The organism is Stenotrophomonas sp. STEN083, from assembly GCF_056759195.1.
Window position 1 is genome coordinate 1 of record NZ_JBRRCU010000023.1, and the last position, 22006, is coordinate 22006.

20 protein-coding genes and 4 tRNA genes are annotated in these 22006 nt (G+C 61.2%); 5 read left to right on the top strand and 19 right to left on the bottom strand.

What is annotated here, in order from left to right; translation table 11 throughout:
- Nucleotides 1-310: 310 nt before the first annotated feature.
- The 3 genes from ACVOK8_RS09055 to ACVOK8_RS09065 all read right to left on the bottom strand — a co-directional run bounded on the left by ACVOK8_RS09055 (nucleotide 311) and on the right by ACVOK8_RS09065 (nucleotide 2025).
- Nucleotides 311-952, bottom strand: coding sequence for a hypothetical protein (locus tag ACVOK8_RS09055; RefSeq protein WP_481566516.1), 642 nt, complete (start codon nucleotides 950-952; stop codon nucleotides 311-313).
- Nucleotides 953-1219: 267 nt separating this feature from the next.
- Entirely contained in the window at nucleotides 1220-1684 is a 465-nt protein-coding gene (locus tag ACVOK8_RS09060) for a cupin domain-containing protein (RefSeq protein WP_481566517.1), read from the bottom strand.
- A 71-nt stretch (nucleotides 1685-1755) separates the two neighbouring features.
- Nucleotides 1756-2025: a putative hemolysin gene (locus ACVOK8_RS09065; protein WP_481566518.1), complete on the bottom strand. Its 270-nt coding sequence runs from the start codon at nucleotides 2023-2025 to the stop codon at nucleotides 1756-1758.
- 292 nt (nucleotides 2026-2317) lie between these two features.
- Here ACVOK8_RS09065 and ACVOK8_RS09070 point away from each other — a divergent pair, with 292 nt between their 5' ends.
- Both ACVOK8_RS09070 and ACVOK8_RS09075 read left to right on the top strand, forming a co-directional pair.
- Nucleotides 2318-2626, top strand: coding sequence for a hypothetical protein (locus tag ACVOK8_RS09070; RefSeq protein WP_481566519.1), 309 nt, complete (start codon nucleotides 2318-2320; stop codon nucleotides 2624-2626).
- A 242-nt stretch (nucleotides 2627-2868) separates the two neighbouring features.
- Nucleotides 2869-3099 carry a DUF1653 domain-containing protein gene (locus tag ACVOK8_RS09075; RefSeq protein WP_481566520.1) on the top strand — a complete coding sequence of 77 codons (231 nt, stop codon included), beginning with the start codon at nucleotides 2869-2871 and terminating at the stop codon, nucleotides 3097-3099.
- 488 nt (nucleotides 3100-3587) lie between these two features.
- Here ACVOK8_RS09075 and ACVOK8_RS09080 read toward each other — a convergent pair whose 3' ends face one another.
- The 11 genes from ACVOK8_RS09080 to ACVOK8_RS09130 all read right to left on the bottom strand — a co-directional run bounded on the left by ACVOK8_RS09080 (nucleotide 3588) and on the right by ACVOK8_RS09130 (nucleotide 14143).
- Nucleotides 3588-4136, bottom strand: coding sequence for a DUF805 domain-containing protein (locus ACVOK8_RS09080; RefSeq protein WP_481566521.1), 549 nt, complete (start codon nucleotides 4134-4136; stop codon nucleotides 3588-3590).
- Between the two features lie 599 nt (nucleotides 4137-4735).
- Nucleotides 4736-4812, bottom strand: a tRNA-Pro gene (locus ACVOK8_RS09085).
- 61 nt (nucleotides 4813-4873) lie between these two features.
- Entirely contained in the window at nucleotides 4874-5230 is a 357-nt protein-coding gene (locus ACVOK8_RS09090; RefSeq protein ID WP_303746832.1) for a MerR family transcriptional regulator, read from the bottom strand.
- Nucleotides 5211-5510 carry an integration host factor subunit alpha gene (locus tag ACVOK8_RS09095; protein WP_054657702.1) on the bottom strand — a complete coding sequence of 100 codons (300 nt, stop codon included), beginning with the start codon at nucleotides 5508-5510 and terminating at the stop codon, nucleotides 5211-5213. Before ACVOK8_RS09095 ends, ACVOK8_RS09090 begins: the two co-directional genes overlap by 20 nt.
- Nucleotides 5511-5531: 21 nt before the next feature.
- Entirely contained in the window at nucleotides 5532-7913 is a 2382-nt protein-coding gene (gene pheT, locus ACVOK8_RS09100; protein WP_481566522.1) for a phenylalanine--tRNA ligase subunit beta, read from the bottom strand.
- Between the two features lie 125 nt (nucleotides 7914-8038).
- Nucleotides 8039-9034, bottom strand: coding sequence for a phenylalanine--tRNA ligase subunit alpha (gene pheS, locus ACVOK8_RS09105; protein WP_296253773.1), 996 nt, complete (start codon nucleotides 9032-9034; stop codon nucleotides 8039-8041).
- 200 nt (nucleotides 9035-9234) lie between these two features.
- A complete protein-coding gene (gene rplT / locus ACVOK8_RS09110; protein WP_054657697.1) occupies nucleotides 9235-9594 on the bottom strand; it encodes a 50S ribosomal protein L20 in 360 nt (119 codons plus the stop codon).
- Nucleotides 9595-9604: 10 nt separating this feature from the next.
- Entirely contained in the window at nucleotides 9605-9802 is a 198-nt protein-coding gene (gene rpmI / locus ACVOK8_RS09115; RefSeq protein WP_002811096.1) for a 50S ribosomal protein L35, read from the bottom strand.
- 285 nt (nucleotides 9803-10087) lie between these two features.
- A complete protein-coding gene (gene infC, locus ACVOK8_RS09120; RefSeq protein WP_313319538.1) occupies nucleotides 10088-10612 on the bottom strand; it encodes a translation initiation factor IF-3 in 525 nt (174 codons plus the stop codon).
- A 68-nt stretch (nucleotides 10613-10680) separates the two neighbouring features.
- On the bottom strand, nucleotides 10681-12585 hold the full coding sequence (gene thrS, locus ACVOK8_RS09125; RefSeq protein WP_481566523.1) for a threonine--tRNA ligase: 1905 nt from the start codon (nucleotides 12583-12585) through the stop codon (nucleotides 10681-10683).
- 493 nt (nucleotides 12586-13078) lie between these two features.
- Nucleotides 13079-14143: an agmatine deiminase family protein gene (locus tag ACVOK8_RS09130; protein ID WP_481566524.1), complete on the bottom strand. Its 1065-nt coding sequence runs from the start codon at nucleotides 14141-14143 to the stop codon at nucleotides 13079-13081.
- Nucleotides 14144-14457: 314 nt separating this feature from the next.
- Here ACVOK8_RS09130 and ACVOK8_RS09135 point away from each other — a divergent pair, with 314 nt between their 5' ends.
- On the top strand, nucleotides 14458-14613 hold the full coding sequence (locus ACVOK8_RS09135; RefSeq protein ID WP_481566525.1) for a hypothetical protein: 156 nt from the start codon (nucleotides 14458-14460) through the stop codon (nucleotides 14611-14613).
- Here the strand turns inward: ACVOK8_RS09135 and ACVOK8_RS09140 are convergent.
- The 3 genes from ACVOK8_RS09140 to uvrB form a co-directional block, all read right to left on the bottom strand.
- A tRNA-Val gene (locus ACVOK8_RS09140) sits at nucleotides 14584-14658 on the bottom strand. The two genes, ACVOK8_RS09135 and ACVOK8_RS09140, sit on opposite strands and share 30 nt — an antisense overlap.
- Nucleotides 14659-14772: 114 nt before the next feature.
- Nucleotides 14773-14847, bottom strand: a tRNA-Val gene (locus tag ACVOK8_RS09145).
- A 97-nt stretch (nucleotides 14848-14944) separates the two neighbouring features.
- A complete protein-coding gene (gene uvrB / locus ACVOK8_RS09150) occupies nucleotides 14945-16960 on the bottom strand; it encodes an excinuclease ABC subunit UvrB (protein WP_481566526.1) in 2016 nt (671 codons plus the stop codon).
- A 152-nt stretch (nucleotides 16961-17112) separates the two neighbouring features.
- Here uvrB and ACVOK8_RS09155 point away from each other — a divergent pair, with 152 nt between their 5' ends.
- Together ACVOK8_RS09155 and ACVOK8_RS09160 are read left to right on the top strand one after the other, a co-directional pair.
- A complete protein-coding gene (locus ACVOK8_RS09155) occupies nucleotides 17113-17709 on the top strand; it encodes a GspH/FimT family pseudopilin (protein WP_481566527.1) in 597 nt (198 codons plus the stop codon).
- 13 nt (nucleotides 17710-17722) lie between these two features.
- Nucleotides 17723-17799, top strand: a tRNA-Asn gene (locus ACVOK8_RS09160).
- A gap of 158 nt (nucleotides 17800-17957) precedes the next feature.
- On the opposite strand, the gene ACVOK8_RS09165 is transcribed toward ACVOK8_RS09160, so the two are convergent.
- Nucleotides 17958-18389 (bottom strand): type IV pilin protein, encoded by a 432-nt coding sequence (locus ACVOK8_RS09165; protein ID WP_481566528.1) that lies wholly within the window; start codon nucleotides 18387-18389, stop codon nucleotides 17958-17960.
- 13 nt (nucleotides 18390-18402) lie between these two features.
- A complete protein-coding gene (locus tag ACVOK8_RS09170) occupies nucleotides 18403-21987 on the bottom strand; it encodes a pilus assembly protein (RefSeq protein WP_481566529.1) in 3585 nt (1194 codons plus the stop codon).
- Nucleotides 21988-22006: the final 19 nt, after the last annotated feature.

The window sequence follows — 22006 nt, forward strand, 5'->3', positions numbered from 1 at the left end:
CGGGGCGGCCGCCGCCGCCCCCCGGCCGCGGGCGCCCCCCCCCCCCCGCGCCCCGCGGCCGGCCCCCCCGCCCCGCCCGCCCCCCCCCCCCCCCCCCCCAGCACCCCCCCCCACCCCCCGCCCCCCCCCCCGCCCCCCACTACACGGCTACGCCGCAGCAGAACGAGCAAAGGCTCGGCGCCACCAATGCAGGTTCCATGGAATGGAGAACAAGGATCCGCAACGCCATGCCGGCAGTCGCCATCAGCAATCCGGTCTACCGACGTACTTCCAGCGCACCGACGGGAAACACGACTCTGACCTCGGTTTTCTACATGTAGCGAACTACCATTGCGCCGAACAGGCGGCACAACAACATGGTCATGGCAAAAGCGGTGGCAAAGGAGAACAGCCAGTTCACTTCCGCAGCGAGCAGCAGCTTCCCTTCTGCATCCAATTGGCCTGCGTCCCGGCGCCGCATCTGCCGCCACAACAGCAACATCGACAGGCCGCCGAGCAGCAGCAGAGGCAACCAGGCGAAGATCAACATGGACAGGCTTCCGCCCGACGCCCTGCCAGCACTGTGGCGCGCAAGAAAACCGCCAATCGCAAGCTGATTCTCGAAAGGCAGAAAAACAAACAGCAGCGTCGCCATGCCAATGAGCAGAAAACCCAGATGACGCAACCGCAATTGCCACGGCCAAGCGATGACGGGCGGTGCGTCGGTACGCGTCGCGCCAAACTTCATTGCCTTGCCGCCAGACTCAAACCGCCCGTGACGACGGCTCCGCTCGATATGCCAGAACCAGCGATAGAGCCCGCGCTGCAGTGTGAGGAAGAAAACCGTGGCCATGAACACCACCAACACGATGTTGAAGGCGACGGCACCGGCATTTCTGTCGGTCGAACCGCGTAACAGCGCAATGCCAATCCAACCACCAAACAACGCACTCCAGCCGACCAGGAACAGCATTCCGATCAGCAGCCAACGCCGCCGCCGCGGCCCACGCAACCATGCCGGCACCTGCTGCCCTCTCGCGTCTGGCGAACCATCGCCTGCGCCACCGCGCGGATCCGGACAACCATCATTCGCCATCAACCATCCTCACAGGAAAAACCGGGGTCAGAGTGTGATTTTCCACCCATGATGCCCTCTGCCGGATCGGAGCCGCCTGACCCGCGCCCGCACCTTGTACGCCGACCATTCGCAGCAAGGAAGTCACACTGATCGCCAACGCACCTATACCCAACCATCATGCGTTTTCAGCCACACCGCATCATCACTCCCCGCGACCATCAGCTCAAACCCCGACCACAGGAACCCCGGCGCCACCATGCAGCTGACCAAAGCGTGCGAACCCAGTGGCCGCGCTGCCTGCCATACGCCCTTGGGCACGATCGTCAATGACTGCCGTCCATCGTCTACGGCACCCAGCTCGATCTGTTTGATCGCCGCGCCATTGCCTTCCCACAACAACAGCTGCAACGGCTCGCCTGCCTGCCACTGCCAGATCTCCTCCGCATCGATGCGATGCCAGGCGCTGGCCTGCCCCGCACCAAGCAGGTAGTGGATAGCCGTCAACGCAGGACGTGCTTCGCCTTCGACGATGATGTGTTGTGGCGATTCATGGAAGCGGCGGAAGTAGCCACCTTCCGGATGTGGCGCCAACTGCAGCTGCGCCACCAATTGGTCCACGGTGCTCATTCCAAGCTTCGCTCAAGCAGGACAAACCGCGACAGTAGCAAAGCCAGCCACATGCGGTGCAAGCCAGTGATTTACTTCGTGCCCGTCGCGTTGTCGCGCCGGAACAGCTCCCACTCTTCGACCTGGGTACCATCAGCAAGGTGGCAGATGCCGTACTCGCCGCCTTCGCTGTTCTTCTTGATCTCAACCTTGCCGCCCTTCTTCACGCAATACTCGGATGCAGGGTTGGCCATGCCGACACGTGGCTGGGTAGCCTCTGTCTTCGCGTCATCTTTCGGCGCACAGCCCGTGACCGTAGCAGACATCAGCAAGGTAGCTACACAAAGTACAAGGGATTTCATCGATGCTCTCCAGGGCGACTGCCATATTCTCGGCAGCAGACCAGCAAAAGATTGTGATGACAATGCGGCCTCTCCGCCAACCCACGAGGGCGCCGCATTCAAGGTCTCGCGCAAAAGCATCGCACGCATTCATCGCCTTTTGCGAGACCGCCAGAGCCCTGGGTTGCCAGACTGGCCTACGCGTAAACCGTCCACTGACACATCAACGCTACCGGCAGCAGCGCACTGTGCCAGCTGGTTTGAATCCCATCTGGCAGCCGCTAAAATTCGCCCTTTGGCGAAGGAGAAGAACATGACCAAAGACCCGCTACTTCACGACATGCTGGCCACCTTGGACAGGCTCATCACCGTCTTCTCCTCAGCCACCCCGGATGAAAAAGCCTGGCGCGAGGCGATCATCGAGATGCGCGAGATCCGCGCCTCATTGCCCGCATCTCCGCAATTGGAGAGATTCGTCGGCAAGCGCATCAGGCAGTCTCTCGATATCCGCGGCTTGAGCCTCACCAACGGCCCGGCCACGCGAGCCCTCCTCGGCCCTACCATCGTGAGCAACCTGACGCTGGCCAGGCAAGTGCTGGAAGGCTACCTGGGCAAGCCCTGAGGATAGAAACCAGTTGGCTGTCACTCTTGGCGGCGCCCGACCTGAGCGGAAATCAGCGCCGGGTTTACGTCAATGCGTTGAGGCGACGCTTCCGCTGTTCTTCGGGATTTGACCGGCACAGGCATGCTTGAGCCAATCTGCGCCTCTCGCCTCGGATCGGCATCGGCCTCAATTTCAGTGCGCAGGCATCCCTTTCTTCCGGCTGCTACGATCCGCCGCCCTACTCGACAGAGAAATCGCCAATGTCCGACCTACCACCTCTTCCCAGTCTGACGCTTGGACGCTATCGCCATTTCAAAGGCGGCGAATACGAAGTCATCGGCCTCGCCCGGAGCAGCGAAACACTGGAAGCGCTGGTGCTCTACAAACCCTTGTATGGCGACCTGGGCGTGTGGGCCCGGCCGTATGCGATGTTCGTGGAACAGGTGACTGTAGAAGGTGCGCCCCAGCCAAGGTTTGCCTACCAGGGCTGATACCTGCGTGCAGGCGTGACCGCTAGACACGCAGCACCGTGCAAGTACCGAAAAGATCACAACGAGACGGACCTGCGCGATGAAAAGTTCGGCGGCGGCTGACGGCTACCGATGCCCCCACTTCTTGAACGCAATCGCTGCCGTCTCAGCTCGTAATCTGCGCTCATTTCGCCGCGCCCATTCCTCGCATCCCGCCTTGCCCGTCTCATAGCTCCGGCAGCTGCGCGGCGGATGCAGCACCGCTCCGCCAGGTGGAGGCAGGTGGTACGCGAGGTTCACGAACCACGATCCGTCCAGCCGCTCGACCAACCGGGACACGGCGAGCTCGTTGACGTAAATCGCCGTGGGTTGGCTTTCGAAGTCGGCCACCTTGGCCCATTTGAAACCGTCAGGGAGCATGGCTGACCGGAAGGCGGAGGGCCGATGCTAGCTCTCGGTTGTCGCTTGGGTTGAGACCGAATAAACCTGCTGGGCCAAGCCCGGCATCCTCAACCTGTAATCACCTCGGCCGGCTCCTTCGCCTTGCTCGGATAGGTAAGCAGATAGAGCAGCACCAGGATGCCACCTACCGGCGCCAGACTGATCAACTGCCACCACGGGTTGAGACCGGCGTCGCGCAGGCGCCGGGTGCAGGCCGCGATCCAGGGCAGCAACACCAGCAGCGAGGCGATTTCCAGCGCCCATTGGCCAATGGCCTCAGCAAACAGCTGGGCGAAGGCAAGCACCATCGCCACAGCCAGGGCGAACCACCAGAAGTCCGCTCGCGGAGTTGTGCCGGTGAACTCCAGGCCGCGCAGCACGCCGTCGCGCATTGCCTCCAGCGCTGGCTGACTGGGGGACGGATTGCCGGTCAGCAGGCTTTCGGCAGGCACCTCGAAGACGGCAGCCAATGCCCGCAAGGATTCCGTCGAGATCTTCGCGCCTGATTCCAGCCGCTGAATGGTCCTCAAGTTCAAACCGCTCAGATTGGCCAACTGCTCCTGCGACCATTGCCGGCCAGTGCGGAGCTCACGAAGTCGGGCGCTGTTGATGTGCATGAAATATCCCTTGAATCAGTTGTTTGGCTCACCGACATCATCCAGCCGTTCCCCGTCTTGGGCGACGACATCAGCCCGACATGGGCCAGACACGAAGCCGACATGGCACTGGCGGCTCCCGCCCGGCCTGAGCATACCGCCCAGCGAGCCCCTGATTCATGCATTGGGGTTCAACCGTACCCTGAGCAGAAATCAGTGGGTCATTACACGCAGGCCTTCTTGCAACCACTTCTCGAACAGTGCGCTGATTTGTCCATGCAGCTGCCATCGCACAGTCACCCGCGTAGGGGTGTCTGTATAGGCTCGCCGCCTCACGGCCCGGCCACTGACTAACGTGGATCGCACTAATGGGGATACCGGCAGGAATCCGTGGCCCGGATGGCACGTTACTCAACGAAGCCGGTTGGACGAACGAGCAGATCCAGGCGCTCGTGGGTCACAGCAATATGGCGATCACCGAACTCTATCTCGGTGACCACGAAGCGCCGTAGCAATCGGTCAGCACCGCAATCGCCTTGCCTCGATAGGACGCAATTAGGGTGCACAACGAAAAAGGGCTCGCGCAATGAAGCGCAAGCCCTTGTTCGTACTACAGTAATTGGTCGGGACGGCCGGATTTGAACCGACGACCCTCTGCCCCCCAGGCAGATGCGCTACCAGGCTGCGCTACGCCCCGATCGTTACTGCTTTCGCCTTGCGGCGAGCCGGTGATTATACCGGTTTTCACACAAAAAAGTTCAGCGACGGAGCAGTTGCAGTACTTCTTCCAGCTCCATGCGCACCTGCTTGATGATCTGGTTGCTCAGTGCCGACTCTTCGCGGGCACCCTCGCCTTCCAGCCGCAGGCGGGCGCCACCGATGGTGTAGCCCTGTTCGTATAGCAGGCCGCGGATCTGCCGAACCATCAGCACGTCATGGCGCTGATAGTAACGACGGTTGCCACGGCGTTTGCCTGGCTCAAGGCTGGGAAACTCGGTTTCCCAGTAGCGCAGCACGTGCGGCTTGACGTCGCACAGCTCGCTCACTTCACCAATAGTGAAGTAACGCTTGGCCGGAATCGGCGGAAGTTCGCGGTTACTGCCCGGATCCAGCATATGCCTCCACCCGCTCCTTGAGCTTCTGGCCCGGACGGAAGGTGACTACCGTACGGGCGGAAATCGGAATTTCCTCGCCGGTCTTTGGGTTGCGACCCGGGCGCTGGTTCTTGCGCCGCAGATCGAAGTTACCGAAGCCCGACAGCTTCACTTGACGTCCCTGTTCCAATGCATCGCGCAACACATCGAAAAACGCGTCGACAAATTCCTTGGCCTCACGCTTGTTCAGACCGACTTCGTCGAACAAACGATCCGCCATCTCCGCCTTGGTCAATGCCATGCCTGCTCCCTGTATCCCGCCTCAGCCACGGATCTTTGCGCCGTGCCCATGATCAATCGCCGTCACCACATCGGTGACTACGGCTTCCACGTCACGGTCCGTCAATGTGCGCGACTTGTCCTGCAAAATCAAGCCCATAGCCAAACTCTTGAAACCCGGCTCGACACCCTGACCGACATAACGGTCGAACAGCACCACTTCACGCAGCAGTTCGCCAGCAGCAGCCCGGATGGTCGACGACAGCTCAGCCCAGCTGACTGATTCAGCTACGACCACGGCCAGATCCCGGCGCACCGCCGGGAAGCGCGACAGCTCGCTCGAACGTGGCAGCGAACGCGCGGCCAGCGGTGCCAGGTCCAGCTCGAATGCGTAGACATCTGCATCCACTTCCATCGCCTTGGTCAGGCGCGGGTGCAGCTGGCCGATCCAGCCGATGCACTCGCCATCACGCCAGATATCCGCCGAGCGGGCCGGGTGCGCATACGGGCGCTGCGAGGCGCGGAACTCCAGGCTTGCACCAGAAGCCGCGGCCAGCGATTCCAGATCACCCTTGAGGTCATGGAAATCGACCTTACGCGCCTTTTCGCCCCACTGCAGGGTGGCGGCATCACCGCATACGGCAGCTGCAACGCGCACGGTTTCCTTCGGCGCAGGCTTGCCCTCGCCGGCCTGCGCAGCGAACACGCGGCCGATTTCGAACAGGCGCACGCGCCCAGCCTGACGAGCGACGTTGCGACCCAGCGTTGCCACCAGACCCGGCAGCAGCAGTGGGCGCATCACCGCCAGCTCGGCCGACAGCGGGTTGGCCAGCGCGACCAGACCTTCGCTCTGCTGCCATTGCTTCAGCAGCTCGGCATCGACGAAGGCGAAGTTGATGGTTTCCAGCATTTCGCGCGCCACCAACTGGCGGCGCACGCTGAGGTCATCCAGACGGGTTTCGCTGGGCATGGCAATGCGTGCAGCGCCGCCCGGCAAGGTGGTCGGGATGGATTCGTAGCCGTAGATGCGGGCCAGCTCTTCGATCAGGTCCTCTTCGATGGCGATATCGAAGCGACGGCTCGGGCCGGTAACGGCCCAACCATCGGCAACAGCCTCGACCTGCATGCCAAGCGCACGCAGGATGCGCTCGACTTCGGCGTCTTCAATCTGGATGCCAAGCACGCGCACGATGCGGGCGCGACGCAGCAGGATCCTGGCGGCGACCGGTAGGTCGGCTTCGCGCACGGCTTCGGTGACCGGCGCCGGCGTACCGCCAGCCAGTTCCACTACCAACTTGGTGGCGTATTCGATGGCGGTGCGCGGCAGCTGCGGATCGACGCCACGCTCGAAGCGGTGACCGGCATCGGTGTGCAGGCCGAGCTTGCGGCCGCGGCCCATGATCGCCGCCGGGGCGAAATGCGCAGCCTCCAGGAATACCTTGCTGGTCGCATCGGTGACGCGGGTATCGAAGCCACCCATCAGGCCAGCCAGGCCGACCGGACGATCGGCGTCGGTGACCACCAGGAAGCTGTCATCCAGCGCGGCGTCGCGGCCGTCGAGCAGCTTGAGGCTTTCACCGGCACGCGAGCGGCGCACGGCAAGCGGCCCCTTCAGCGTATCCAGGTCGTAGGCGTGCATCGGCTGGCCGAGCTCCAGCATCACGTACTGGGTGATGTCGACCAACAGCGACACCGGACGAACACCACTACGGCGCAGGCGCTCGGCCATCCACAGCGGCGTGGTCGCGGCGGCATTGACGCCCTCGATCACGCGGCCGAGGTAACGCGGTGCTTCAGCACCGGCATCGAGCTGGATGCTCAGCTCACGCGCGCCCTGTGCCGGTACCGCATCAGCGGCAAACGGCTTCACTTCGCTGCGGGTGGCTGCGGCGACATCGAACGCAATGCCACGCACGCTGAAGCAATCGGCGCGGTTCGGGGTCAGCTTGATCTCGATGCTGGAATCGGGCAGGCCGAGGTATTCGACCAGCGCGATGCCAACCGGTGCGTCGTCCGGCAGTTCCAGCAGGCCGGAAGCGTCGTTGTCCAGGCCCAGCTCCTTGGCCGAGCACAGCATGCCGTTGGATTCCACGCCGCGCAGCTTGGCCGGCTTGATCTTCAACTCGCCGATCTGTGCACCGACCATTGCCAGCGGTGCGACCAGACCCGGGCGCGCATTCGGCGCGCCGCAGACGATCTGCAGCAGTTCGGCCTGGCCGGCATCGACCTTGCAGATCTGCAGACGGTCGGCTTCCGGATGGCGGGTCGCCTCGACGATGCGCGCGACCACCACGTTGTCCAGGCCTGCGCCCAACGCGGTGACTTCTTCGACTTCCAGACCAATGGCGGTCAGCACGGCGCTGAGTTCGTCGCGCGATGCGGTGGTCGGTACGTGACTGCGCAGCCAGCTTTCAGAGAATTTCATGTATTTACCTTGATGGGAGGCGTGCCTCCCGTTGCGGTTTCTTTTGTTGATGCCCAGCGCTTTGCGCCTGGGGCTGGTCAACGCTTAGAAGCTGCCGAGCATGGCTCGGCACTACACAGTTCGCTTCAGGCGAACTGCTTGAGGAAGCGGACGTCGTTTTCGAAGAAGGCGCGCAGATCGTTGACGCCGTAACGCAGCATCGCGAAACGCTCAACGCCCAGGCCGAAAGCGAAGCCGGTGTAGCGCTCCGGATCGATGCCGACCGACTTCAACACGTTCGGGTGGACCATGCCGCAGCCCAGCACTTCCAGCCAGCGGGTGCTGCCATCGGGCTGCTGCCAGGCGATATCCACTTCCGCACCCGGCTCCACGAACGGGAAGTAGCTCGGGCGGAAACGCATTTCGAAATCACGCTCGAAGAAGGCGCGCACGAACTCGGACAAGGTGCCCTTGAGGTCAGCGAAGTTGGAGTGCTCGTCCACCAGCAGCCCTTCAACCTGATGGAACATCGGCGAGTGGGTCTGATCGCTGTCGCTGCGGTACACCTTACCGGCCGCGATCATGCGCAGCGGCGGCTTGTGGTCACCCATGTAGCGCACCTGCACACCGGAGGTATGCGTGCGCAGCAGGCGGCCATCGCCGAAGTAGAAGGTGTCGTGCATGGCGCGTGCCGGGTGGTGCGGCGGGAAATTCAGCGCCTCGAAGTTGTGCCAGTCGTCTTCGATCTCCGGGCCTTCGGAAAGTTCGTAACCGAGGCGCGCGAAGATTTCGGTGATGCGCTCCAGGGTGCGCGTGACCGGATGCAGGCCGCCGCGTTCGCCATGACGGCCCGGCAGGGTGACATCGATGCTTTCAGAGGCCAGGCGTGCATCCAACGCGGCGTTTTCCAGCAGCGTCTTGCGCTCACCCAACGCGGAGGACACGGCGTCGCGCGCGATGTTGATCGCCTCGCCCGCTGCCTTGCGCTCGTCGGCCGGCAATGCGCCAAGCTGCTTGAGCTGGGCGGTGATGCTGCCACTCTTGCCCAACAGCGAAACACGCAGGTTTTCCAGGGTTTCCGGGCTCTGCGCCGCGGCCACATCGGCCAGCGCCTGCGCGGTCAAGGATTGGATGTCACTCATGGGATCGACGAAACCTCTGGCCGGCTTGCCTACGCGGTACGCGCCGGGCCGACCCCCGTCGCCACCAGTGGCTGACCGCCGCGCAACCATCGGCAGCGGCAACCAGCACAAAAAAGAATGGGGAAGGACTTGCGCCCTTCCCCATGCATTGTCTCACCACAGCCGCTGCGCGTGAACGCTACAACTGCTGCAGGAAGAACTTATGCCGCCAGTGCGCCCTTGGCCTTTTCTGCCAGAGCGGCAAAACCGGCTGCGTCGTGCACGGCGATATCAGCCAGAACCTTACGGTCCAGGGTGATACCAGCCTTCAGCAGGCCGTTCATGAAACGGCTGTAGCTCAGGCCGTTGATGCGGGCAGCCGCATTGATGCGGGTGATCCACAGCGAACGGAAATTGCGCTTCTTCTGCTTACGGCCAATGTAGGCGTACTGCTGTGCCTTGATGACTGCCTGCTTGGCAACGCGGAAGACCTTGCGACGGGCGTTGTAATAGCCCTTGGCGAGATCCAATACTTTCTTGTGGCGGCGGCGCGCCTGCACACCACGCTTTACTCGTGCCATGGTTCAGTCCTCAGAGGTAGGGAAGCATACGGTCCAGACGGCCTGCGTCTTCTGCGCGGACGTGATTCGTCTGACGCAGGTTACGCTTCCGCTTGGTCGCTTTCTTCGTGAGGATGTGGCTACGGTTGGCGTGACCGCACTTGTACTTGCCGGAGGCGGTCTTGCGGAAACGCTTGGCCGCCGCCCGGTTGGTCTTGATCTTGGGCATTGCTATGTCCTTGATGGTCTCTTTACTGACTGGGCGGTGGGCTGACCCACACTTTCCATCCTTGCCCTTGTCTGTCAAAAGCCCGCGCTCCCACTGGAGGCAGGCAGGTCCTGGGTGACGCAAACAACAAACCCGGCGAACCGGGCCGCCCATTATGCCTTGCGTACCAGCCACTTGCAAACTGCAAGCCGACCGGCACCCAAATCAGCTGAACAGGCATGCAAACAGGGAGGTAGCCGAAGCCCCTCCCTGTTCAGCAAAGCAGCAGGCCCGGGGGCCGACGGCTTACTTCTTCTTCGGCGCGATCATCATGACCATCTGCCGGCCTTCCAAGCGCGGACGGGACTCGATCACGATGTCCTCACCCAGATCAGCCTCGATCCGGTTGGCCATTTCGCGACCCAGTTCCTGATGGCTCATTTCGCGGCCACGGAAGCGGATGTTGACCTTGATCTTGTCGCCCTCTTCGAGGAAACCGCGCATCTTGCGCAGCTTGATCTGGTAGTCGCCCTCGTCCGTAACCGGACGGAACTTCACTTCCTTGATCTCGACCTGCTTGGTCTTCTTCTTGGCCTCGTTGGCCTTCTTCTGCGCTTCGAACTTGAACTTGCCGAAATCCATGATCTTGCAGACCGGAGGATCGGCCTGCGGCTGGATTTCAACCAGGTCCAGGCCTTCATCTTCGGCCATGGACAGCGCTTCGTCGCGCGACAACACGCCAATCATTTCACCGTCACTGCCGATCACGCGTACGCGCGGCACCCGGATTTCCTGATTACGGCGGTTCTGTTTGTTGTCAGGGATACTGATATTGCAATCTCCAAGTGGATTAGTACCGGCCCTGCGGAGTGTCCGCCGGGGCCGGGGCCCTACTTACTTCAATGTTTCAATTCTGCCTGCAGCCGTTCGACGAAGGCCTGAACCGACATCGAACCAAGGTCTTCACCGGACCGCGTGCGTACCGCCACGGCCCCGTTCTCCTTCTCGCGGTCGCCCACGACCAGCAGGTACGGTACGCGCTGCAGCGTATGCTCGCGAATCTTATAGCCGATCTTCTCGTTGCGCAAATCGGCGTCAACCCGGAAGCCTTGATTTGCAAGGCTTTTGCGAACTTCCTCGACGTAGTCGGCCTGGGCGTCGGTGATATTGGCCACCATCACCTGCACCGGCGCCAGCCAGGTCGGGAACGAGCCGGCGTGCTGCTCGATCAGAATGCCCAGGAAACGCTCCATCGAGCCAACAATGGCCCGGTGCAGCATCACCGGATGGCGCTTCTGGCTGTTTTCATCGACGTATTCAGCACCGAGGCGACCCGGCATCATGAAGTCGACCTGCATGGTGCCCAGCTGCCAGGTACGGCCGATGGCGTCCTTCAGGTGGTACTCGATCTTCGGGCCGTAGAACGCGCCTTCGCCCGGCAGCTCCTGCCACTCGACGCCGCAGCTGGACAGCGCGGTGCGCAGCGCACCTTCGGCCTTGTCCCAGGTCTCGTCGTCGCCCAGACGCGATTCCGGACGCAGCGCGATCTTGATCTGGATCTCTTCGAAACCGAACGCCTTGTACACCGCCAGCGCCTGCTGGTGGAAAGCCGTCACTTCGGCTTCAACCTGGCTCTCGGTGCAGAAGATGTGGCCGTCGTCCTGAGTGAAACCGCGCACGCGCAGGATGCCGTGCAGTGCGCCGGACGGCTCGTTGCGGTGGCAGGCACCGAACTCGCCGTAGCGGATCGGCAGGTCGCGGTAGCTATGCAGCCCCTGGTTGAACAGCTGCACATGGCCCGGGCAGTTCATCGGCTTCAGCGCATAGGTGCGCTTCTCCGATTCGGTGAAGAACATGTTGTCCTGGTAGTTGTCCCAGTGACCGGACTTCTTCCACAGGCTGACGTCGAGGATCTGCGGGCAACGCACTTCGCCGTAACCACTCTGGCGATAGACATTGCGCATGTACTGCTCGACAACCTGCCAGATCGACCAGCCCTTCGGGTGCCAGAACACCAGCCCCGGCGCCTCTTCCTGCAGATGGAACAGATCCTGCTGCTTGCCGATGCGGCGGTGGTCGCGCATCTCAGCTTCTTCGATGCGCTTGATATAGGCCTCAAGCTGCTTCTTGTCGGCCCATGCGGTGCCGTAGATGCGCTGCAGCTGCTCATTCTTGGCATCACCGCGCCAGTACGCACCAGAGATGCGCATCAGCTTGAAGGACTTCAGGAAACGCGTGTTCGGCACGTGCGGGCCGCGGCACATGTCCACGTATTCCTGGTGGTAGTACATGCCCATCGCAGTGATGTCATCGGACATGTCTTCGATCAGGCGCAGCTTGTAGTCCTCGCCACGCGCCTTGAAGATCTCGACCACTTCCGCACGCGGCGTGACCTTCTTGACCACGTCGTAGTCCTGGGCGATCAGCTCGCCCATGCGCTTCTCGATCGCCGCCATGTCTTCCGGCGTGAACGGGCGCTCGTTGTAGATGTCGTAGTAGAAGCCTTCAGCGATGACCGGACCGATCACCATCTTGGCCTCCGGATACAGCTGCTTCACGGCATGGCCGACCAGGTGGGCGCAGGAGTGGCGGATGATCTCGACGCCCTCCTCGTCCTTGGCGGTGATGATGCGCAGCGAAGCGTCGTGATCGATCACGTCGCTGGCATCGACCTGCACGCCGTCCACGGCGCCGGCAATGGTGGCCTTGGCCAGGCCCGCACCAATGGACTGGGCAACGTCCATGACGCTGACCGGATTTTCGAACTGACGGACGCTGCCGTCTGGGAGAGTGATGTTGATCATGGGGTTCACCAAAGGTCACGACCCGCTGGGCGGGCTGGAAACCACGCCAACAGGCGCGGCTTCACGGGGTTCACGGAATTCTGGGCAATAAAAAAGCGCCACGACGGCGCCTGCATCAGGGCGGTGGCGGGAGATCAGCAGTGGGCGATGGTAGTGCTCATGTCACACGCTCGGCCGGCGCTTTGCGCGGGCCACCTCGATTGCCGAAGGAATTGTTGGTGAGATAGTAAACCAATCGGGGCAAACCTGCTCTGGGGCTTTCCGCGCCGCACCCCGCCCTCAACACCAGAAGCCTGAACCCCGGCCTCCTCAGCCGGACTTCGCCGGAACCAAGGTCCCCAGCCACGCCGGTCAAGCAACCTCGCACCGCCCCAAAAGCCAGGAAAAATCCGTGAAACCAGCAACCACGGGAAGGCCCCGATAGCCGTCTGCCACCAACAACCGACGGCCCAGCGGCCCAACCCCATCGAAGCAACCGAACATCCACGGATCCTCAATGCCCGGCCACATCCGGCTGCCGCTGAGCCCCGCCGAAAACCGGAAGATTCTTGCTCACGCAGTGAATGCCGCCACCACCAGCGGCGATCGGGTCGATATTGATCTGGACGATCTCCCGCCCCGGATAGAGCGACTTCAGCAGATCCCTACAGCGCGCATCCGCCTCTGCATCACCGAACTCGGGAGCGATGACCGCACCATTGATCGGCAGGAAATTGATGTAACCCGCCGCATAGTCGGCTTCGCGCGTGTAGACGTTGTCACGCGGCGCCTCGGGCGGCGACAGCGTGTGCACCTGCAGGCGTCGCCCGCCAGCGTCGGTAGCCGCCCGGAGTATCTCCAGGTGCCGACGGGTAACCGCGAAATCATAGGAGTCAGGGTCATTGTCGAGATTGGCGATGACCACGCCCGGCTCCGCGAAGCGTGCATAGAAATCAACATGGGCATCAGTGATGTCCCGGCCCTTGATTCCGGGCAACCAGATGATCTTGCGCAGACCAAGCAGCGACTTCAGCTCCGCTTCGATCTGCCCCCTGCTCATGCCTGGATTGCGGTTGTCGTTGACCCAGCAACTCTCGGTCATGATCGCCGTGCCATCACCGTCCACCTCGATGCCACCACCTTCGCCGGTTAGCCGACTGCGCATATAGCGCGCCTGCAGATCTGCGCTCAGCGCCTTCGCCACAGCGGTATCGCCTGCGGAGGCCTGCTTGCGCCCCCAGCCGTTGAAGTTGAAATCAACCAGCCCGAGCTGCGCATCGCGCCCGAGCACAAAACAGCCGCCGTAGTCGCGCACCCAGATGTCATCCAGCGGCATCGGCATATAGCGGATATTGGCGGCACCGCAAGCGCGCCTGGCTTCCGCCTCCTGCGCCTCGCGACACAGAATGGTGACCGGCTGATAACGGCAAATAGTCCTGGCGAGCAGAGCAACCGTCCTGTTCACAGGAGCCGCCCAGTCACGCCAGACAGCTTTGGATGCGGCATAGGCAAGAAATACACGCTCCTGCGGCACCTCCTCCGCCGGAAAGCGCCAGCCCTGCCCCGCTGCTGCATCCAACGGCGCGCACAAGCCACTCTTGATGGATGCCGCCGCACCAAGGCCAACGGAGAGCTGCGCAAGAAATTGCCTACGGTTCAACATCACATCACCTCAAGGATAGGCGGCGATTTCATCAGACAGTCGGCAGGCACATGTGAACCGGGCACTACCGACGCAGAAGGCGCCAGCAGAGCCCGTACTCCACAGAACAAGCGCATAGTCCCGCCCAGCTGATGAAGGCGCTGTCGCGAGCGACGGCGGGCGGAACTCCTTCACGGCAGCAGCCAAAGGCGAAACCCACGCAGCACCATACCAAGCAAGAGTGCCCAGCCATGAACATCAACGAATCAATTCGGATTGCCACGGAAGCCTCCGGGCAGATAAGGCGAAATGCAAAGCCCAGAGGCCTGATTCGCTCTTCAAGTGATTCCACCGAAACCGCTGTATCGGGTTTCAAGTGGTGGGCGGTACAGGGTTCGAACCTGTGACCCCTACCATGTCAAGGTAGTGCTCTACCGCTGAGCTAACCGCCCGTTTGAAGCCAATCTCTGCTGCGAGGGTCGCTCACCCGTACCGCAACCTACAACATCACCTGTAAACAAAAAACCCGGCCGATGCCGGGCTTTTGTGGCCACTTCCCGAGGAAGTGGTGGGCGGTACAGGGTTCGAACCTGTGACCCCTACCATGTCAAGGTAGTGCTCTACCGCTGAGCTAACCGCCCGTCTCAGCAACAATTTCTTCGCTGCGAGGGCGCGTATCTTAACCCTGCTCTTCACGAAGAACAACCGTTTTCGCGAAAAATTTCACAGCGGGCCACTTCAGCCCAGATTCGCCTCCTTCAGGCGATGGATCTGGTCGCGTATACGCGCGGCATCCTCGAACTCCAGATCGCGGGCGTGCTGGTACATCGTCTGCTCCAGCTCCTTGAGGCGCGCGGCCAGCTTGGCCGGCTCCAGCGGCAGGTAGTCGCTCTCGGGCTCGGCCACGCGACGACCTTTACCCTTGGCACTGGACTTGGGCGAGCTTTCCTCATGAGCACCCTCGAGGATGTCAACGATGGGCCGCACCACCGACTGCGGCACGATCCCGTGCGCTTCGTTGTACTCCACCTGCTTCTGTCGGCGACGGTCGGTCTCATCGATGGCCGCCTGCATCGAACGGGTGATCTTGTCGGCATACAGGATGGCCTTGCCGCGCACGTTGCGCGCAGCGCGACCGATGGTCTGGATCAGCGAGCCGGTTGAGCGCAGGAAGCCCTCCTTGTCGGCATCAAGGATCGCGACCAGCGACACTTCGGGCATGTCCAGGCCTTCGCGCAGCAGGTTGATGCCGACCAGCACGTCGAACTTGCCCAAGCGCAGATCACGGATGATCTCCACGCGCTCCACCGTATCCACGTCCGAGTGCAGGTAGCGCACGCGGATGCCATGCTCGCTCAGGTACTCGGTGAGGTTCTCGGCCATACGTTTGGTCAACGTGGTGACCAGCACGCGGTCGCCCATCTTGATGCGCTCAGTCGCCTGCGACATCAGATCATCGACCTGGGTCCCTACCGGGCGAATCTCCACCTGCGGGTCGATCAGACCGGTCGGGCGCACCACCAGCTCGGTGATGTCATCGCCCGACTCGCGCAGCTCGTACGGACCCGGCGTCGCCGACACATAGATGGCGCGCGGCGAACGCGCTTCCCACTCTTCGAAACGAAGCGGACGGTTGTCCAGCGCCGACGGAAGGCGAAAGCCAAACTCGACCAGCGTCTCCTTGCGCGAACGGTCGCCCTTGTACATGGCACCGATCTGCGGAATGGTCACGTGCGATTCGTCGATGACCAGCAACGCATCCGGCGGCAGGTAATCGAACAGGGTCGGCGGCGGATCGCCAGCCGCCTTGCCGGTGAGGTGACGCGAGTAGTTCTCGATGCCGTTGCAGTAGCCAACCTCGGCCATCATTTCCAGATCGTACTGGGTGCGCTGCGCCAGGCGCTGCGCTTCGACCAGCTTGTTCTGTGCATACAACTGCTCCAGCCGCTCCTTCAGCTCGACCTTGATGGTCTCAACCGCCGCCAGCACACGCTCGCGCGTGGTCGCATAGTGCGTCTTCGGATAGATGGTGTAGCGCTGCATCTTGCGCAGGCTTTCGCCAGTGAGCGGATCGAACATGCTCAGCTGCTCGATATCACCATCGAACAACTCGATGCGCAGCGCCTCGCTGTCCAACTCGGCCGGAAACACATCGATCACTTCGCCGCGCACACGGAAGGTACCGCGTTGCAGTTCGTACTCGTTGCGGGTGTACTGCAGCTGGGTCAGATGCTTGATCAGGTCACGCTGATCGATGCGCTCACCCTTGGACAGGATCAGACGCAGCGACAGATAGTCTTCCGGCGCACCGAGGCCATAGATGGCCGACACCGTCGCCACCACGATCGCATCCGGCCGCGACAACAGTGTCTTGGTTGCCGCCAGACGCATCTGCTCGATATGTTCGTTGATCGAACTGTCCTTCTCGATGAAAGTGTCCGATGACGGCACATAGGCTTCGGGCTGGTAGTAGTCGTAATAACTTACGAAGTACTCAACCGCGTTGTTCGGGAAGAACGCCTTGAACTCGCCGTACAACTGCGCGGCCAGGGTCTTGTTCGGCGCCATCACCAAGGTCGGACGCTGCACCTGCTGCACCACATTGGCAATCGTGTAGGTCTTGCCGGAGCCAGTCACGCCCAGCAGGGTCTGCTTGGCGATGCCGGCCTCGAAGTTGGCCACCAGCTTTTCGATGGCGGCCGGCTGGTCGCCGGCAGGCGAATACGGCGATACGAGCTGGAAGCTGTCGGACATGGCAGGCGCTGACCGGAGTGGACTGTTGAGTATAGCGAGCGTGGAGCAGACACCAGTGCATGGGCTAACCCGATGTTCAGACAAGGATTCCGGTGAGTTCGCCACCTCCGCGTCTTCGCAAAGACTGGTAACCCGCCCACAGCCCCATTGCCATGCGATCACAGCAAGCGCAGCGCCATCCTGCAACCATGCTGCCGGTGAAGGGTTTCACGCTCCTTGAGGCGCTGGTCTGCGTGGCCGTGATCGGGACGCTCGCCGCACTGGCAGCGCCAGCACTGAGCAGACTGCTGCTGCAACAGCGGGTATTGACCACCCAGCATGCACTGATCGCCCACTTGCACCTCGCACGCACCACTGCCATCTGGCGAAGGAAGAAGACCCTGATCTGCCCCTCCTCAAATGGCCGGCAATGCATCAACGCTTCAGAATGGAGCGTTGGCTGGCTGGTGTTCCTGGACCCGGATGGCAATGGCCACCCAGACCAAGACAGCGACATCATCCGTTTCACGGCGCAGCCCACATCAGCACACCTATTGGTATTCAGCAGCCCGGGACGCAGCAACGTCCGCTACCTACCGGACGGTCGCAGTGCGGGCACCAACATGACCCTGTCGATCTGTGACAGCGCTGGCGTGGCGCAGGCCCAGATCATCATCAACAATGCCGGCCGCGTGCGCAGCACAAAACCCGGGATAGGTCAGTCCTGCAATGTGAGCACAGGTGTTGCGCCCAGCCCGCATGCCAAGTAGAATGCGCCTCCCCGCCCGAATAGCTCAGCCGGTTAGAGCACTTGACTGTTAATCAGGGGGTCGTTGGTTCGAGTCCAACTTCGGGCGCCAGATATAAAAGCAAAAAAGCTCGCCGAAAGGCGGGCTTTTTTGTTGGCCGATAGCACAGCCCCGCAGGGCCGCCCACCCTCTCCTGCGTAGCTCAGCGCTCTGCACACAAACAAAAAAAGCCCGCCGTCTCCGGCGGGCTTTCCAAGGCAAAATCGAACTTACCAGCAGTCGGCAACTGCCGCAGTACCACTCTTGGCGCGAACGCCCTGAGCATTGACCGACAAAGTGCCGCACTTTGGATCCTTCTGACTTGAGGTAGGCACCGCCTGCAGGATGAAGGCCCGTGCGGTTGGATCACCACCCTGGAAACCAACCGCGTAGTACTTGCCCAGCTCCGTTTCGCAGCGAGGGGCCGGCGCACCGACGTAACTCAGGTTCGTTGTATAGAAACGCTCCATTGTCTGCGCATGCTGTTGCAGACAACCAGCAACAGCGGTACGCCGCGCCTTGACCACGTATTCCCTGTAATTGGGATAGACGATGGCCGAAAGAATCGCGATCACCGCCACCACGATCATCAACTCAACCAACGTGAACCCCGCCACGGACCGACCGGCGGTGATCTGCGTACTGCGCTTCGCATGAGCCATGCTCTTCATTCCATCAGTCCCCGATCAATTCACGCCAGGAAACGCGTTTGATGTTGCCATTGTTCGTATTCGTCTTGGTCTTGGCGTAGGTGCCGTCATCCAGGCTGGTATACATGTTGTCGCCAATGAAGATTGGATTATTGGGGCTGCTGCCGTAACCAATGCCGGAAACCGGCACGCCGTTGAGCGAATCCTTGCCATCGATCACGCCATCACCATTGGCGTCGAAGAAGCCGCCAGACAGCCGACCTCCGGTGAATGGATCGATCGCCATCGTATAGCCCTTACCGGTCGGGCTGCAGACATCGGCCGAATCAGGAATGCGCGTCGTACCAATGAGGGTCAGGCCCTGGAAGAAGTTGGGCACGACCATGCGCTCGCCTGCAGCAACGCCCGTAGGAGGAACCAGGTTCATGAACCAGCCGTTCTCCCCTACTGTATCCACACGCTCAATGACGCGGACATCATATGCACCGACCTTGCCTTCATCGAGAATACTGACTTCCTCCAATCCACCAGAGATCGTCGCGCCCTTGTCGATCAAGCCATACCAGGTCTGCACGTTCTTGTTGGCGCGGTCAGCCGAGTTGAGATATCGACCCGTGCCTGCAAACACCCATGTCTGCAAGGTCTTCGGATTGACCGCCACCAGCGGCGCAGCAGTGAACGGCTTGGTCTCACCCGCTGCGTAGAGCCGGCTCGCCGTACCCGTACCCAACTTGAAGCGCCACAGATTGCCCTTCATATCGCCGGCATAGACGGTATCAACCAGGCCGTTGCCTGCGGCGGACCACGCATTGATGCCGGCCAGGCCGTTGTCATTGCCGATAGCAGTCGAGACGGTGGATACGGCGCCGTTGGCCATATTGATCACCACCAGCTTGGCGATACCGTCAGCGCTGTTCGGGCCATTGCCGAGCAGAACACGCCACTGGCCATCACTCACTTGGGAAATGATCGGCTGCCCAAGATTGTTACCCAACGACGCATCACTGATTTCCCACATCAACTTCGGCGTGCCGGGTGCGGTGACATCAAGCGCAAAGATGGTCTTGCCACCACGCCCCATGGTGCCAACCAACGCGGTCCGCCATATGGCGCCGTCGTACCAATCGGCGGCGGTCATGGCGCCGTCAACGGTATAGGTGTGCTCGTAGGCCGGATCGGTGAACTTCTGCGTCCCGGTCAGCTTGGACATGCCCTCGGTGGGCACGAACGCAAATACTTCCTTGCCGGTATTGGCATTGAAAGCATGCAACATGCCGTCATTTGCACCGACGTAGACGATCGGCGTACGCGTGGCCTGGGCCGAGGCGAAAGCCGCATAACCAGTCGCGCCGGTGAAGGAACTCTTCGTGTACAGGCGCGCATTGGGCGCACCAACATAAACCGGCTGCGAATTTACGATATCACCAAGCAGGCTCAAACGATTGCGGTAGGCACCGCCATTGCTCTTCTCGCCCGAGCGATCACCACGCAGATAGTTCACAACAGCAGCCGACAATCCACCAACAGCGCCCTGGAAACCCGCCAAGGTTCCGGCATTGTTGTAGAAGATCTGCCGGGCATTGGTCGTCGCGTTGGTCGGACCCCAAACCGGGAACTGATCGGTAGCCGACCAAGCCTGCGTCAGCGCACCGGTGTCGGTATTGACGTCGTATGCATACAAGCGCCCTGCCCATTCGCGGTTCTGGCCAGTAACAAACTGCGCCTGGAACGTACGTGCGCCAGCCTCGAGCTTGGTCGAATTGCTGGCAAACGAACTTGCCGAACCCTCGGCCTTGCGCGCGATGGACTCGAAAGCCTGACGCAAGCTTGCCACCATCTTGTCGGCTTCACTGGCCACGTAAAAATTGTCAGGACGCGGATAGTTGTTGACGGTCGTGGTGACGCCGCCACCCGAGCCACTGGTCAGGTAGTCCTTGCTAGTGTGCCACCACGAGGTCGTCAAACCGGTTGTGGTCAGCGGGTCGAAACCGACAGGCGCATCAAAGCCGCCGTACTTGGCAGTGAGCCAGTACTGGTTGGTTGCCTTCGGTTCAAGGATCTGGTTCTCACGCACGTCCACCCAATAAGTAGACAGGGTCTGCTTGCCAAGCGTATTCGGCCGGCCAGCCACATCGGTACGGATGTCATTGGTGTTGGCGTAGTAGGCCAGGCCAGCGATGAAGGCCGAGTTACCGCGTCCACTGAAGCTGGACGCGTTTGCCTTGGTGGTGATGCCTTCGAGGTCGAAGATCTTCTGCGTGTACTTGATCGCCAGATCCAGGTCCTTCTCAGGCGCTGTATTTGGAATATTTCGATCTTCATGGGTATTTACGTCACCAATACCCAGCGCTGCGTTCACCTGGCAGGAGTAGCGGATCGGATCGTCCCAGTCAGTGATGACAGGAAAACCATCCGCAAAGTTGTAATTGATGTTGTTGGTGTATTCCGCAAGGTTGCCCTGATTGCGGAAATAACGCAGAGCCGCGTAGTACAGCTCGCTCACCGGGTCATTACTCTTCGGCGCAGCGCTGGTCATCTGACCAAATTTGTTGAGGTAATTAATGACGCCACTGTCCGCGATGCCGGTGGCTGCCGTAGCAGCCGCATCCGCCGGGTTGGGGTTGCGCACCAGCACACCAGTGGCCGGATCCCATTCCCGCCTCGCGTTATCGAGGATGCCCTCTTCGGGGTAATGGGTACTGGGGCCAACGAACTTCTGCCGAGCGCGCAGGACACCACCATTGCGCTGATTTCCGGACTCGTTGAGAAAGCCGAAAATGCTGTAAGTGATGCGCTTGGAGTACTCCTGGATCAAACCCTCGGGCTTGTAATTGCTCCCGTACCGAACGCAATTGCTCTCCAGGCCCACACTGGCATCGCAAACCTTCACACGAACGCTGACTTCGTAGACAACCCCGGGGTCACTGTTCTTGCCTGACTGCGTCAAGGTGTGCTTCGAAGGATTGTAGGCAGTCGGAGTATTGTTCAAGTCGCCACTGGAGGTGAAGCGCATGCGATTGCCAAGACCTTCGATCTTGACGGTAAGGCTGTTCCAGGTCGCACCAGTCAGGTTCTTGACCGAAGTTGCATTGGAGATCGCACGATTGGGGAATAGACCCGAACCGTGGTGCCTGGCCTTCTCAAGGATGGTCGTCGTCGGCGTGTCAACCACACGATAGCCACCGGTAAGCCCGGAGCGGAACGGATCGATGGTCTGGGTTGCAGCCCAGTTCATGTAATTGCCACTCCACTGCTTATCAGTGGGGCAATTGAACGAGCTGGCCATTGCGGCGGGATAGAAGTGCCGCTCAGGCTCGTTATCGCTGTAATTGTATAGATAGCACTTATTGGGATCGAAATAACCGGAATAGCGGCGAGAACTATCATAGCTGCCGATATTGGCCTGGCTGATCAGCGTCGGGTATTCCACCGACGGCACCAGCACCAGATTACCGGGGACATCGCTGCCCACGAACATCGGTGACTGTGCAATCTCCACCGCTGGCGCCTGCATGGCACACAACGCGGCGAACAGGCCAATCGCAACAGCACCGAACCTGCTTTTCACCGAGCGCGCCTGATTGTCTTTACTGCGGGAATAAGTATTCATGATCTTTCAGAGCCCCAAG

Bases quoted from the DNA above. Each gene is read 5' to 3' on its own strand.
- ACVOK8_RS09055 (WP_481566516.1), bottom strand. From the start codon at position 952: ATGCTGTTCCTGGTCGGCTGGAGTGCGTTGTTTGGTGGTTGGATTGGC.
- ACVOK8_RS09060 (WP_481566517.1), bottom strand. From the start codon at position 1,684: ATGAGCACCGTGGACCAATTGGTGGCGCAGCTGCAGTTGGCGCCACAT.
- ACVOK8_RS09065 (WP_481566518.1), bottom strand. From the start codon at position 2,025: ATGAAATCCCTTGTACTTTGTGTAGCTACCTTGCTGATGTCTGCTACG.
- ACVOK8_RS09070 (WP_481566519.1), top strand. From the start codon at position 2,318: ATGACCAAAGACCCGCTACTTCACGACATGCTGGCCACCTTGGACAGG.
- ACVOK8_RS09075 (WP_481566520.1), top strand. From the start codon at position 2,869: ATGTCCGACCTACCACCTCTTCCCAGTCTGACGCTTGGACGCTATCGC.
- ACVOK8_RS09080 (WP_481566521.1), bottom strand. From the start codon at position 4,136: ATGCACATCAACAGCGCCCGACTTCGTGAGCTCCGCACTGGCCGGCAA.
- ACVOK8_RS09090 (WP_303746832.1), bottom strand. From the start codon at position 5,230: ATGCTGGATCCGGGCAGTAACCGCGAACTTCCGCCGATTCCGGCCAAG.
- ACVOK8_RS09095 (WP_054657702.1), bottom strand. From the start codon at position 5,510: ATGGCATTGACCAAGGCGGAGATGGCGGATCGTTTGTTCGACGAAGTC.
- pheT (WP_481566522.1), bottom strand. From the start codon at position 7,913: ATGAAATTCTCTGAAAGCTGGCTGCGCAGTCACGTACCGACCACCGCA.
- pheS (WP_296253773.1), bottom strand. From the start codon at position 9,034: ATGAGTGACATCCAATCCTTGACCGCGCAGGCGCTGGCCGATGTGGCC.
- rplT (WP_054657697.1), bottom strand. From the start codon at position 9,594: ATGGCACGAGTAAAGCGTGGTGTGCAGGCGCGCCGCCGCCACAAGAAA.
- rpmI (WP_002811096.1), bottom strand. From the start codon at position 9,802: ATGCCCAAGATCAAGACCAACCGGGCGGCGGCCAAGCGTTTCCGCAAG.
- thrS (WP_481566523.1), bottom strand. From the start codon at position 12,585: ATGATCAACATCACTCTCCCAGACGGCAGCGTCCGTCAGTTCGAAAAT.
- ACVOK8_RS09135 (WP_481566525.1), top strand. From the start codon at position 14,458: ATGAACATCAACGAATCAATTCGGATTGCCACGGAAGCCTCCGGGCAG.
- uvrB (WP_481566526.1), bottom strand. From the start codon at position 16,960: ATGTCCGACAGCTTCCAGCTCGTATCGCCGTATTCGCCTGCCGGCGAC.
- ACVOK8_RS09155 (WP_481566527.1), top strand. From the start codon at position 17,113: ATGCGATCACAGCAAGCGCAGCGCCATCCTGCAACCATGCTGCCGGTG.
- ACVOK8_RS09165 (WP_481566528.1), bottom strand. From the start codon at position 18,389: ATGGCTCATGCGAAGCGCAGTACGCAGATCACCGCCGGTCGGTCCGTG.
- ACVOK8_RS09170 (WP_481566529.1), bottom strand. From the start codon at position 21,987: ATGAATACTTATTCCCGCAGTAAAGACAATCAGGCGCGCTCGGTGAAA.